The organism is Natrarchaeobius halalkaliphilus (assembly GCF_003841485.1).
Classification (GTDB): Archaea; Halobacteriota; Halobacteria; order Halobacteriales; family Natrialbaceae; genus Natrarchaeobius; species Natrarchaeobius halalkaliphilus.
The window spans coordinates 388,722-401,756 of sequence record NZ_REFY01000004.1; the positions used below are offsets into that span (position 1 = coordinate 388,722).

14 protein-coding genes are annotated in these 13,035 nt (G+C 63.7%); 7 read left to right on the forward strand and 7 right to left on the reverse strand.

The window, feature by feature from the left end:
- Window positions 1-170 precede the first annotated feature (170 nt).
- The 3 genes from EA462_RS12045 to pyrH all read right to left on the reverse strand — a co-directional run bounded on the left by EA462_RS12045 (window position 171) and on the right by pyrH (window position 4,519).
- A complete protein-coding gene (locus EA462_RS12045; RefSeq protein WP_124178818.1) occupies window positions 171-2,006 on the reverse strand; it encodes a site-2 protease family protein in 1,836 nt (611 codons plus the stop codon).
- A 72-nt stretch (window positions 2,007-2,078) separates the two neighbouring features.
- Window positions 2,079-3,797: a lysine--tRNA ligase gene (gene lysS, locus EA462_RS12050; RefSeq protein ID WP_124178819.1), complete on the reverse strand. Its 1,719-nt coding sequence runs from the start codon at window positions 3,795-3,797 to the stop codon at window positions 2,079-2,081.
- Window positions 3,794-4,519 (reverse strand): UMP kinase, encoded by a 726-nt coding sequence (pyrH, locus tag EA462_RS12055; RefSeq protein ID WP_124178820.1) that lies wholly within the window; start codon window positions 4,517-4,519, stop codon window positions 3,794-3,796. The genes lysS and pyrH overlap by 4 nt, the downstream gene beginning before the upstream one ends.
- A gap of 135 nt (window positions 4,520-4,654) precedes the next feature.
- Between pyrH and EA462_RS12060 the strand changes: the two genes are divergently transcribed.
- From EA462_RS12060 to EA462_RS12070, 3 genes are all read left to right on the forward strand, one after another.
- Window positions 4,655-5,503, forward strand: a complete 849-nt coding sequence (locus EA462_RS12060; RefSeq protein WP_124178968.1) for a molybdopterin synthase — start codon at window positions 4,655-4,657, stop codon at window positions 5,501-5,503.
- Between the two features lie 279 nt (window positions 5,504-5,782).
- Entirely contained in the window at window positions 5,783-6,028 is a 246-nt protein-coding gene (locus EA462_RS12065; RefSeq protein ID WP_124178821.1) for a DUF7123 family protein, read from the forward strand.
- A gap of 198 nt (window positions 6,029-6,226) precedes the next feature.
- Entirely contained in the window at window positions 6,227-7,408 is a 1,182-nt protein-coding gene (locus EA462_RS12070; RefSeq protein ID WP_124178822.1) for a site-2 protease family protein, read from the forward strand.
- A 13-nt stretch (window positions 7,409-7,421) separates the two neighbouring features.
- Here EA462_RS12070 and thiL read toward each other — a convergent pair whose 3' ends face one another.
- Window positions 7,422-8,333, reverse strand: a complete 912-nt coding sequence (gene thiL, locus EA462_RS12075) for a thiamine-phosphate kinase (RefSeq protein WP_124178823.1) — start codon at window positions 8,331-8,333, stop codon at window positions 7,422-7,424.
- Window positions 8,334-8,469: 136 nt separating this feature from the next.
- On the opposite strand from thiL, the gene EA462_RS12080 reads away from it, so the two are divergent.
- From EA462_RS12080 to priL, 4 genes are all read left to right on the forward strand, one after another.
- Window positions 8,470-8,925, forward strand: a complete 456-nt coding sequence (locus EA462_RS12080; protein ID WP_124178824.1) for a 30S ribosomal protein S19e — start codon at window positions 8,470-8,472, stop codon at window positions 8,923-8,925.
- Window positions 8,926-9,035: 110 nt separating this feature from the next.
- Window positions 9,036-9,386, forward strand: coding sequence for a DNA-binding protein (locus EA462_RS12085; RefSeq protein WP_124178825.1), 351 nt, complete (start codon window positions 9,036-9,038; stop codon window positions 9,384-9,386).
- Window positions 9,386-9,976 (forward strand): DUF7411 family protein, encoded by a 591-nt coding sequence (locus tag EA462_RS12090; RefSeq protein WP_124178826.1) that lies wholly within the window; start codon window positions 9,386-9,388, stop codon window positions 9,974-9,976. The genes EA462_RS12085 and EA462_RS12090 overlap by 1 nt, the downstream gene beginning before the upstream one ends.
- A gap of 186 nt (window positions 9,977-10,162) precedes the next feature.
- On the forward strand, window positions 10,163-11,251 hold the full coding sequence (gene priL / locus EA462_RS12095) for a DNA primase regulatory subunit PriL (protein WP_124178827.1): 1,089 nt from the start codon (window positions 10,163-10,165) through the stop codon (window positions 11,249-11,251).
- 10 nt (window positions 11,252-11,261) lie between these two features.
- Here the strand turns inward: priL and EA462_RS12100 are convergent, their stop codons facing one another.
- From EA462_RS12100 to htpX, 3 genes are all read right to left on the reverse strand, one after another.
- Window positions 11,262-11,687 (reverse strand): hypothetical protein, encoded by a 426-nt coding sequence (locus EA462_RS12100; RefSeq protein ID WP_124178828.1) that lies wholly within the window; start codon window positions 11,685-11,687, stop codon window positions 11,262-11,264.
- Between the two features lie 53 nt (window positions 11,688-11,740).
- Window positions 11,741-12,001, reverse strand: a complete 261-nt coding sequence (locus EA462_RS12105; RefSeq protein WP_124178829.1) for a DUF7472 family protein — start codon at window positions 11,999-12,001, stop codon at window positions 11,741-11,743.
- Between the two features lie 103 nt (window positions 12,002-12,104).
- Window positions 12,105-12,992, reverse strand: coding sequence for a zinc metalloprotease HtpX (htpX, locus tag EA462_RS12110; RefSeq protein ID WP_124178830.1), 888 nt, complete (start codon window positions 12,990-12,992; stop codon window positions 12,105-12,107).
- Window positions 12,993-13,035: the final 43 nt, after the last annotated feature.

Consider the following 13,035-nt stretch of genomic DNA (forward strand, 5'->3'; position numbering starts at 1 on the left):
TGTCTCCCGCCCAGTCTTCCGTGGCCGTCGTCAAACAGGCTCTGGACCGCTTCTGTTGTCGTCCGTCGACGATTCGACTTCGTGTGTTGTCTGCCGATCGACTCGTCTCCGTGAGTAGATGTTCGTCACCGCCGAGCCGATCACTGGGTCGGCCCCCGACGCGTCGTTGCTCAGCCGGCGAGTAGTCCCGGCGCGAACAACATCGCGAGGAAGCTTATCAGCATCGCCACACCGACCGTCGTCGTGACCACGCGGACCATCCCGCGAGTCGCATCGATCGGGAGACGCGAGACCACGGCTTCGGTGCTGGTCCGAAGGATGTGACCGCCGTCGAGCGGGAACGCCGGAATGCAGTTGAAAAAGCCGAGCTGGAGGTTGATCCAGCCGGTCCAAAACAGCAGGTTCGCGATCGCGAAAACGGTCCAGTCACCGAAGGCGGCGAGCGAACCCTCGACCTGATAGAAGTTCTCGATACCGCCGGCAAAGCCGGCGAAGTTGTAGGGCAACACCTCGAGAACGCCGGCGATCGGAAGCAACACTGCAAAGCCGATCTTGCCGAGGAAGGAGTCGGTGAACGCACCGACGTCTTCGTCCGTTTCACCGCCGAGCACCGAGAGGTACGCCTCGGCGGGATAGAGCTGGACGCCGAACGTCTCGGCCGAAAAGCCAGAGATTCCCGATACGGCGTAGAACCCGACCGTGCCACCGCCGGTCACCTGGCTCCGGTCCCCGAGCGTGACGTCGTACTCGACGCGTTCGCCATCGAGGTAGCCGGCGACGGTAACCTCGTCGCCGGGGTCGGTCGTTCCCAGCCGCTCATTCAGAGCCTGCTGTGAGGGGGTGCGTTCGCCGTCGAATGAGGTGATGACGAAGTGTTCGTTGGCCGGCGCGTCGCTTTCGACGAGCGGACCGTCGTCAGCGATTTCGACGAGCGCGCCGATCGGAACCTCGCGTTCGTCGATCCCGTCGTCCGTTTCGACCGTGAGCGTCGCCGTCTCGCTCTCTCCGACGGCCTCGAGGAGTTCGGTTTCGGTGGCGATCTCCTGATCTCCGACGGCGATGATTTTGTCGCCCGCATCAAGGCCCGTGATGTCGTCACCGATCGCCGCGGTGACGAGCAACGATCGATCGACCTCGATCGTCTCCTCGCCGTTGAGTTCGACCGTGAGCTGATTGCCGTCGGCCGCCTCGACTCGGTCGGTGAGGGCGTCGTTGTCCTCGACGGACTCTCCGTTGATCGCGGTGATTCGGTCGTTGGGTTCGATGCCGGCCGACGCCGCAGGCGAGTCGGGCGCGACTCCGCCGACGGCAGCACCGGGCGCAACGGCGATCGAGCCGATGACGGGACCGAACAGGAGCGCAAAGACGACGATCGTGATCGCGAAGTTGTTCGTCACTCCGGCAGCGAACATTCGGGTCTGGCCGCCTCGAGAGGCGTTTCTGCTGCTTTCCTGTTCGGGTTCGACGAAGGCCCCGATCGGGATGATCGCGAGCATCGCGACGCCCATCGACTCGATGTCGATGTCCTCGACGCGACAGAGGAGCCCGTGGCCCCCTTCGTGAACGACGAGCCCGACCAGCAACCCGAATACGATTCCCGGCGTCGCAGAGAGCGGGAGGAAGTCGTTGACGCCGGGAATCACGAGCACGTTTCGGGGTTGCTGGACGGAGGACGTCGGCTGTGGCGAGGTGAGCGCGCCGATCGCCGCAAAGAGTAAGAAGACGAACATCGCCACCATCACGACGAGCGCGATGCCGATACCGAGATTCGCCCAGGCTCGCCAGAACCGTTTGGGACCGGAGAGCCAGTCGAGAAACGCGCGCCCGCGCTTGGTGTGAAACGTCAGGATCGGCCCCTGCGCACCGATAAACGCCGGGAGCAGGTTCGTGCTCTTGAGGAGGATGATCCCGAACCAGTAGACGAAGAGACCGACGAGGACCCAGGTCAGGAGCTCCGAACCGAAGAGTTCGGGGGGCGAAACGAAAGCGGGGGAACCGTAAACCATCAGTCGGTACTCGGAGCGGCGTTCTCAAATGGCTTTTGTCTGGACACGGACCGGCGGCTCGTCCGTCGAGTCTCACCGCTCGCGCCGGAGCCGTGCGACGACGAACTCCCGGTCGACGTTCGCGAGGAACGGGCCGAGTTTCGGACCCTGTCGCTCGTCGAAAAAGAGCCGATAGCCGGCCGCGAAGAACTCGCCGGTTTCGACGTCGTGGCGTCTCGCACTCTCGTAGATCTCTCCCTGAATCTCCTCGGGCCCGTGGCCTTCCTCGACGAAGTCCGCAAGGTCCTCGAGTGCCGCCTCGGTCGCGGCGTCGAAGTCGTGGTCCGGAACCGCCGCGCGCTTGAGTTCGTAGTCGAACTCGTTTTCGGTGCGCCGGGCCCAGTTTCGGGCCTGCTCGACGCGCTCGAGCGCCTCTTCGACCGCCCACTCGGGCGCGTCGTCGGGAACGTGACCCTCCCGACGGGCTATCTCCTCGCGCAGGTCGGGGTCGTCGGTCATCCCGAGGACCGCCGCAAAGGTATACGGAAGGCGGATGCGCCGTTCTCGTGGCTCGTCGACGATGAGCGGATAGACTCGCTTTGCGAAGGCCACCTCGTCCTCGTCGGCGTCGATCTCGTCGAAGTAAATCTCTTCGAGTCGATCGAACTCGTCGACCAGCTGATCGAGGCGTTCGATGCTGAAGTCCCGAGCTTTCGAGGGATCCTTGACGAAGAAATACCGCAACACCTCGGGTTCGATCAGCTCGAGGACGTCCGAGACGAGGATGACGTTACCCGCCGAGGACGAAAAGGGCTCTCCATCGAGGGTGAACCACTCGTAGACCATCGGCACGGGCGGTTCGATCTCGAGGACGTTGCGGGCGACGTCGTCGCCGCTCGGCCAGGAGCCCTCGGCGTGATCCTTGCCGAAGGGTTCGAAGTCGACGCCCAGCTGCTGCCACTGGCCGGGCCACTCGAAGCGCCAGGGCATCTTCCCCTCTCGGACGGTGGCGCTGCCCTCGTGACCGCAGCCGTCGATGGTCCGATCGCCGGCGTCCATGTCGGTACACCGGTAGGACACGGTCGCCGGCTCGGCGTCTAGATCGACGCCCGTGACGGTCTCGGTGATCTTCCCACACTCCGCACAGATCGGATTGAACGGGACGTAGTCGTCGTCGACTTTGTCCTGGTAGGCCGCCAGAACGTCGCGTGCACGGTCGCGGTTCTCCAGGACGTGGCGAGTAACGTCATCGAACTCGCCGCGCTCGTATAACTCCGTGTTCGAGACGAGGTCGATCGGGACGTCGACGGCGTCGGCGCTGTCCGCAATGATTCTCGAGAAGTGGTCGCCGTAGGAGTCACAGCAGCCGAACGGGTCGGGAATGTCGGTGTACGGCGCGCCGAGATTACGTCCGAGTGCGCCCGCGTCGACGTCACCCAGATCGACGAGGGCTCCCTCGAGGTCACAGAGCGTCCGCGGGAGTTTGCGAAGCGGATCACGATCGTCCGCGGTGAACACCTGGCGCACCTCGTGGCCGCGCTCGCGCAGGACCTCGGCGACGTAGTAACCGCGCAACAGTTCGTTGACGTTGCCGAGGTGAGGGACTCCCGACGGCGAGATGCCGCCTTTGACGACGATCGGTTCGTCCGGATCGCGCGCCTCGACTCGGTCTGCGACGGCGTCGGCCCAGAACGCGTGGTGTTCGTCGTCCTCGCGCTGGAGTGTGTACGGGCTCGACTCGTCGCCTGGTTCCGATTCCGCGACCGCACGTCCGCCCTCGCTGTTCGTCTCGGTGTCCGGTTCGTCGCTCATCGCTCGTGTTCCGCCCAGTACGTCGGCTCTTCACCGACACCGGCGGGGATGACGTCGGTACCGTCGTGTTCGCCGTACCGGACCGCTCGGGCGATTCTGTCGGAATCCGTTCCGTCGAGGACGATCGTCCGCATCCCCGACCGCTCGATGATCTTCGCCGCGAGCAGGTCGACTGGAGCCGACGCGCCGGCGTTCATCTCGAGGCCGGCGATGACGTCGACGAGTTCGGCGGCCGAGAGTCGGTCGTACTTGGTCGCGCTCTCGTCCTCGTTGGGGTCGGCGCTGTAGACCCCCGGAACGCTGGTCGCGTAGACGAGTAGGTCGGCGTCGACGTACTCCGCGAGGGCCGCACCGACGGCGTCGGTCGTCTGAGCGGGAGCGACGCCGCCCATGACGGAGACGTTTCCCTGACGGAGCGCGTCGCCGGCTTCCTCGTAATCGAGTGCCGGCGCCGTGACGGACTCTTCACCGAGTGCGGCGATGAGGAGCCGAGCGTTGAGTCGGGTAACGTCGATCCCGAGCTGATCGAGTTCGATTTCGTTGGCCCCGAGGTCGCGCGCGGCACCGATATACTCCCGCGCGACACCGCCACCGCCGACGACTGCGCCGACGCGACAGCCGTCCGAAACGAGGTTTTCGACGACGGCAGCGTGCTCGGCCACCCGATGAGCGCCGGGCTCGGGGACGAGTACGCTTCCGCCGATGGAGACGACCACTTTCATGCTAATCCGGTGTAACCGGGTTGCTATCTTAAGAGTTGCCAACTGTCCGGCACTCGCCACGGCGTGACACTTGAAAGCGGTGCTGGTCGGTCCGGCGGCGACAGCTACAAAGTGCAACCCGGCCTTGTCACGTACATGCACGTACTCGGTATCGTCGGTCACGACGCACGAGACGAGACGCTCGAGACCGTCGTCGATCAGGCGGTCGAACGGCTTTCGGGGGCGGGACGCGTCGGCGTCGTCAGATACGACGCGACTATTGCGGACGGAATGACCGCCAGCGAGACGATTACGGTCGGCGGAGACGTTACCTACGAACTCGGAGCGGACGGCGACTGGACTGCGACCGGAACGGGGCTCTCCGTCGACGACGCACTCGATCGGCTGGCGCTCGACTGCGAGTACGCCGTCGTCGTCGGCGTCCGCCCTCTGCAGTATCCCTCGGTCGTCGTGGGATCGGGACGGACCGGAGAGGACAGCCTCGACGTCGAGTCGGATCACGTCATCGCTACCGTCGAGACAGCGGCCGAACTCGCGGATATCGACCTCGCGACAGAACTCGAGCGCGTCGACCCCTACGAAACGCTCGAGTCACTCGTCGCTCGCGTCAAACGGTCTCCTCTGGCCGACCGGTCCGGCGCGATCGCGACCTTTACCGGTCGAGTGCGCGCGAAAGACGCCGAGGACGACGATCGGACGCAGTACCTCGAGTTCGAGAAGTACGAGGGCGTCGCCGATGAACGAATGAACGCACTCGAGGTCGACCTCGAAAAGCGAGACGGCGTGCTCTCAGTCGAACTCTACCACCGAACCGGCGTCATCGAGGACGGCGAGGATATCGTCTTCGTCGTCGTCCTCGCGGGCCACCGCGAGGAAGCGTTCCGGACCGTCGAAGACGGAATCAACCGGCTGAAAGACGAGGTTCCGCTCTTCAAGAAGGAAGTGACGATCGAAGACGAGTTCTGGGTTCACGAACAACGTTGATGGTCCGCGGCTAAGATGGACGATAGCACCCTCATCGTTTCCGCTCCCCAGCGATAGAATACAGTGACTATCCGTCCATCGAGAAGTACTATCTCGTCCGTATGATCGCACCGAGATAATGAGTTAGCGCCCGTCGTAAAACGTTTAACAGATTCTAGAGGAGTAGTAAATGAGTGAATAAACGCGGCTAAAAGATTCATTACCGATCAGATCAGTGAACACAATCGAATTTTAGCGAACCGTCCTCGACTTATAACATATACCCATCACAAGTGGTCGATGTCGATGAGTACAACAGCACAACCCTCCACGGAAAGCAAGGAACACCGTCTGAAACGCTACCTTCGCGACCGCGCCGAAGACGGAGAGCTGTACTTCAAAGGCAAGTTCATCGCCGACGAAGTCGGCATGTCTCCCAAGGAGATCGGCGCGCTCATGGTCAAACTCTCCGAGTCCGCGACCGAACTCGAGATCGAAAAGTGGTCCTACACGAGCGCAACGACGTGGCGCGTCGAATCCGCTTGAGGTTCCGAGACGCGACTCTCGAGCGGTCTCGTCACCGACGCGAACGCGTTCCCCGCACGGTTTCGTCTCCGCCGCTCGACGAAGGGGTGGGGGCTTCGGCATCGCTCGAGTCGCGTCGGTCCCCGTTTCGTCTCTCCTTCCGCCGTCCACACCCCGTTCCAGCGAACGTATATACGAGGGGACAGTGAGTCACGCACGATGGACGACGTCGATTCGTCCGGCTACAGCACGTCGACGCGAGCCCAGCCCCTCCAGAACGGACCGCCGCTCGAGCGGATCGAGTCGGTTTTTTCGGTGTACGAAACGCAGACCGAGGGTGAGACCGCTGGTTCGGACGAGGCGAGCCGGACGCTGGTCTACTACGGCGATCCACTGGTTCCACCGCAGGACGTGATGAGCGAGCTGTGGCCCGTGTTCCAGGAGGCCGGCTACGAACCGGAACTGACGACTCGACACGGCGAGTTCGTCCTGGTTGCCGAACCGAAACAGGTCGGCGTCGACGGGGTTCCCTGGACCAACGTCGTTCTGTTGTGTCTGACCGTCGCGTCGACGCTGTTTGCCGGGTCGATGTGGTATCACATCGATCCGATCGCCAATCCGACCGAGATGTGGCGCGCCTGGCCGTTTACCGTCGCGATCCTCGGCGTCCTGGGCGTTCACGAGATGGGACACTACGTGACGAGTCGGTACCACGACGTCGACGCCTCGCTTCCGTACTTCATCCCCGTGCCTACGCTCATCGGTACGATGGGTGCGGTGATCAAGATGAAAGGGCGAATGCCCGACCGGAAGGCACTGTTCGACATCGGCGTCGCCGGACCGCTCGCCGGTCTGGTCGCGACGATCGCAGTCACGGTCGTCGGGTTACACCTGCCGCCGGTGACCGCACCCGAATCCGTCGTTCAGGATCCCAACGCGATCCAGATACGGCTCGGCTACCCACCCTTGCTCGAGATGCTCGCGGCCGCGTTCGACCAGCCGCTGTACCGCGACGACCCGGCGACGGCGGTCAACCCGGTCGTCATCGGCGGCTGGGTCGGGATGTTCGTTACCTTTCTCAACCTTATCCCCGTCGGCCAGCTCGACGGCGGACACATCCTCCGGGCGATGGCCGGTGAGTTCCAGGAGACGATCGCGGCGCTCGTTCCGGGCGCGTTGTTCGGTCTGGCGGTCTATCTCTACTACGTCGGTGACCACGGCGGTAACTCAGTCCTCATCTGGGCGGTCTGGGGCGTCTTCACCGCCATCCTCGCCACCGTCGGCCCCGCACACCCGGTCCGCGACGACCGGTTGGGTCTCGGTCGGCTCCTCCTCGGCATCGTCACGTTCGGGCTCGGAATCCTCTGTTTCATGGCCGTTCCGATCGCGATCGTCGAATAGCGGCCTCCGTCTCTCAGCCGTGCGTGAATCCGCGATCCTCGAGCGCGTCGCCGTCTATCGTTATTCCGTCGCCGGGTTTGCGGACCGAACCGATCGTCGAAAGTGGGACGGCTGTCGCCGCTCGAACGGCCTCGAGTGCGTCTTCGGGAACGGTTGCCACGAGCTCGAAATCCTCCCCGAACGTCGTTGCGCGCTCGAGCGCTTCGTCGTCGTCGGCTGAGACCTCGAACAACGCATCGTCGATCGGGACGTCCCCAGCGTCCACCGCGAACCCGCAGTCGCTTGCCTCCGAAAGCTGGTGGAGCGAGCGCGCGAGCCCGTCGCTCGAGTCCATCATTGCGGTCGCGTGCGCTCCGAGTGCAAGGCCGGCGTCGACACGCGGCTCGAACCGGAACAGCTCGTTCGCCCGTTCACGGAGGCGGTCGGCGTCGGCAGCCGAGTCGGTTTCGGACGCACGATCGAACAGCTCGAGTGCGGCGGCGCTTCGTCCGAGCGTTCCCGTGACACAGAGGCGGTCGCCGGGACGGGCACCGCCTCGGAGGACGGGGTCGTCCGTCCGTCCGAACGCGGTCGTCGTAACCGTAAACTCATCGTGACCGTCGAGATCGCCGCCGACGTACTCGGCACCGACGCGCTCGCAGACCTCGCGTGCGCCGCGTACGAACGCGAGCACCTCGTCACGGTCGAGCTCGGGAGCCGCGTAAACGGCGACCGCCGCTATCGCGGTCGCACCCATCGCGGCCACGTCCGATAGCGACGCACCGACGGCACGCCAACCCGCCGTATAGCGCGTCGTTCCGGACGGGAAATCCGTCCGCTCGTGGAGCATGTCCGTCGTTATCACGAGATCGTCGACGACCGCGGCGTCGTCGCCGGCGGCCTCGAGTTCGCGTTCCAGAAGCGCCAGTACGGCCCGTTCGTCCATACCTCTCGTTTCGTCTCGAGTGCGAAAAACGGTCCGGGACTGCGCTGTGCCGACGGCGACCGGTGGAAACGGAACGCCGACGCGGCTCGAGTGCGATACGATGGTCTTAAATGCCGCGGAAGGGAACCTGACCCCAATGGCTACGATGTACGACGTTCCGGCGGACGATCTCATCGAGGCGCTCGCTGAGGACCTCGGAGACCGACTCGACGAACCCGACTGGGCGCAGTTCGCAAAGACCGGCGTCGGTCGCGAACTGCCACCCCAACAGGAGGACTTCTGGGCGACGCGTGCGGCGAGTCTCCTGCGAAAGATCGCGGATCGCGGACCCGTCGGTGTCGAACGACTCGCAACCGAATACGGCAACGCGAAAAGCGGCTCGAACCGCTACCGCGTCGCGCCCGACCGACGGACCGACGGCTCGCGCAACGTGATCCGGACGATCCTCCAGCAACTCGAGGACGAGGACCTCGTCGAGACTGCAGAGGGCGAAGGACGGCGCATCACCCCGAACGGACGGAGCCTCCTCGACGATACCGCAGGCACCGTACTCGAGGACCTCGACCGTCCGGAACTCGAGCGCTACGCCTGAACGTCGGCCTCATCTCCCGCTTTTCGTCACGCGTTTCTCGAGAGCGATCAGTCGCCCGGCGTGAGCGTGGTCCGTAATCATTTTCCCCGCCGCCAAACAATCGAAGACGTATGAGCGACGCACCCGACGAGGAGAAACTCGAACAGCTTCGACAGCAGAAAATGGAGCAGCTACAGGAACAGGCGGAATCCGGACAGGGGGAGGGCTCCAAGGAGGCCGCCCAGCAGCAAGCGGACGCCCAGAAACAGGCGCTCTTGCGCCAGCACCTGACCGACGACGCGCGAAAGCGACTCAACACGGTCAAGATGAGCAAACCACAGTTCGGCCAGCAGGTCGAACAGCAGGTCATCGCGCTGGCCCGAAGCGGACGGATGCAGGGCAAAATCGACGACGACAAGATGAAACAGCTCTTGAAGGAGCTAAAGCCCGACTCGAAGAGTTTCGACATCAAGCGACGCTGATGGAGGTCGGACTGCTTTACAGCGGCGGCAAGGATTCGACGCTCGCGGCGCTCCTCCTCGAGGATTTCTACGACGTAACGCTCGTGACGGCCCAGTTCGGAATTAGCGACGACTGGAAACACGCCCGCGCGACCGCCGACGCGACCGGCTTCGCGTTCGAACGGCTCGAACTCGATGCGGAGGTGGCACACGAGGCCGTCGCGATGATCCGGGACGACGGCTTCCCTCGAAACGGTATCCAACACGTCCACCAGCACGCACTCGAACGAGCCGCAGCCGACGGGTTCGACGTCGTCGCGGACGGAACGCGACGGGACGATCGCGTGCCCACGGTTTCGAGGGCCCAAGCACAGAGTCTCGAGGACCGACACAGCGTCGATTACATCTCGCCGCTGTCGGGGTTCGGCCGCGGTGCCGTCGACCAGCTCGTCGACGCCCATCTCGAGGTAACGGTCGGGCCAAGCGAGGAGATCAGGCGAGCCGACTACGAGGCGGAGCTCCGGGCGCTCATCGTCGACGAGGACGGCCTCGACGCCGTCGGGGACTACTTTCCGGACCACGAACAGACCTACGTAACCGACGTTCGCTGATACGGATTGCTGTACCGGGTTACCGGTGCGACCGCGGGCGGTCGTGGTCGCACCGGTAACGACTGTTGATCTCCCGATCTCGTCGCTGCGAAATGCCTCCGCGTGTATTTCTCCACCGAGAGCTGATATATAGCTCGGAGGGGACAACCAGCGCGTTTATCCCGTCGGAGTAACATCGGATTACCGATGCAGCGACTGCACGCCCGATACCCGTTTCTCGAGGCGGCACGCGAGACCGTGGCGACCGAGGCGGTCGATCTGGCGACCGTCGTCGAGGACGATCGCGCGGTCGTCGACCGCGCCCGTCAACGAGTTATTACCGCACTCGAGGGGGAGGGTATCGGTGAGCCACACCGAACGACCCGGATCGAGTTGCTCTCCTATCCCGTTGCGCGCGTTCTCGTCTCGATGGTCGGGGAACGCATCCTCGTTCGACGGTACGCTCGCGGAGAGGCCGAAACCGCCTACGACCGGTTCAAAAACGACCGCGACGACACGACCGAACTGAAAAGCGTCGAAACGACGGCACTCGATCTCGCGGACCTCCGTGCCGAGTTCGAGATGGACGAAGCCGTTCGAAGCTCGTCGACGGAGAGCTACCGGATCGACGTCGGTACGTATCTTCCGCTTGCGGCGAACCTGTGGGGCGACGAGTGGTTGCTCGTCAATCAGCCGGTAGCCGATGGGGAGGTCCCGGTCAGCGAGGACGAACTGCTGGTGCTCCTCCGGGAGGCGATCCGGAACCGCATCGAGGACGGATTGCCGTTCGAGGTCCCCGAATCGATCGCGAGCGCGCTCGAGGACGACGCCGAGGAGATCAGACGAGCGCTGGCCGAACTCGATCTGACCCGCGAAATAGACACGGTCGTCCCCGACCTGTTCCCGCCGTGTATGAAGGCACTGCTCGACGATATCCAGAAGGGGGAACACCTCCCGCATCACTCCCGGTTCGCGATCACCGCGTTTCTGGCGAACATCGGCATGTCGACCGACGAGATCGTCGACCTCTATCGGGTAAACTCCTCGTTCGGTGAGGAGATGACTCGCTACCAGACCGACCACATCCGGGGCGATACGTCACCGACTGAGTACTCCTCGCCCTCGTGTGCGACGATGCAATCTTACGGCGACTGCGTGAACAAAGACGACCTCTGTGAGCGCATCCCTCATCCGATGGCCTACTACGAAGAGCGGATCGACGATGCCGAAGACGACGAACTCGAGGACTGGCGCGAAAGCGAGGGGGAGGAGGAAGGCGAACCTGCGGACGACTAACTCCGACGGATCATTTTTCCGGCGGCTCCTCGGAGAGTTCCGCAGCCTGCTGGCGGACGTCCTCGAGCGCTCGCTCCTGTTCGGACCGAGCGAGTCCGCCCGATTCGACGTGGCGCCCCTCGTACTGCCAGGACGGAATCGCGTTCCAGACGCTCGAGTCACCGTCGGCCGCCCGTTCGGCGTCCGATTGACGCTCTCGGTCGCCATCTGATCGGTCGGTCGAGCCGGCTTCGGACGCCGCCGCGGACCGTCGCCACAGGAGGACGACCGCGATGACCGCAAAAATCCCCATCACGCCCATCGCCGTCCGTCCGGGGAGGAACGCCGGCGTCCGGACGAAGAGGGACGAGCCCAGCAGGACGAGCGCGAGAAAGAGGGCCAGCTGGCGACGGGATGACGACTGCTCAGCGTTCGAACTCGAGCCGGCACTGCTCACGGGATATGTCGGTTGCGAGCAAGGAAAACGGTACCGGTAACGGCACTGATCGATCAGGCTGCGTTCTTCGCTTCGGTATCCTCGTCTTCGAGGCCGTCTCCGGGTTCGTTCAGCACGAATGCCAGCCCGATGCCGACGGCCGTCAGCAGGAGGATAAAGCCGACGATCGCACCGACGAGCATCTCCGCGCCATCGGGTGAGAGGACGCTGTTCTCCCCGCCGTAGGTTACGCCGATGTAGAACATGACACCCAGCATCACCAGTACGGCAGAGACGGCCACGATAATTTCGATGACCCGCTCGCGATCAAGCATTACTGAGACGGTTTCTCCGGCCGCATCAAAAACGCTTCGAAGCGCTCGAGTGAGACGGCGTCGATTCAGCGACGATAGTGGGTTCTCGCGGTGACGGAGGAAGCTACGTTCCGGTCATTCCCTGCTCGAGTTCGCGGAGCTGTTCGATCCGCCGTTCCGTCGGTGGATGCGTACTGAACAGTCTGCCGACGACGCCTGATCTGATCGGGATGATAAAGAAGGCGTTCATCTCGGCTTCTTCTCGCATGTCGTCTTTGGGGACTCGATCCATCTCCCCCGAGATTTTCATCAGGGCGGACGCCAGCGCTGCGGGGTTGCCGGTGATCGCGGCCGCACCGCGGTCGGCGGAGTACTCGCGATACCGCGAGAGCGCTCGAATAAGGAGATAGCTGATGATCCAGACGACGAGCGAGACGAGGATGGCGACGACGATTCCGCCACCACCGCGACCGCCACCGCGACCGCGGCCACCGCCGAAGAACGCGCCCCACCGAACCATCATGAACGCGATCGTCGAGAGGAACGAGGCGATCGTCATCACCATCATGTCGCGGTTTTTGACGTGGGCGAGTTCGTGTGCGAGGACGCCGTCGAGTTCGTCTCGCTCGAGCGTTCGCAGTAGTCCCGTCGTGACGGCAACGGCCGCGTTGCGCTGATTTCGTCCGGTCGCGAACGCGTTGGGAACCTGCGAGTCGACGACGGCCACCGTCGGCTTGGGCAGATCCGCCTGCTGGGAGAGGCGTTCGATCGACGCGTGCAGTTGCGGATACTCGTCGGCCGAGACCGTGCGTGCACCCATACTCCGGAGCGTCAGCGTATCGCTGTAGTAGTACTGGACGAGCGAGAAGCCGCCGAACAGGAGCGCGAAGAGGAGCGGACCGCTCCCCGTATAGAGGGTGATCGCACCCGCAAAGACGATGTACAACACGAACAACAGAAACATCGTCAGAAACATCCGGAACCGAAGTCCCCAGTCCGCCTGCCAGTTCATACATGAAATAACGTGTTCCAGGTGATAAGTATCGTTCCCATTC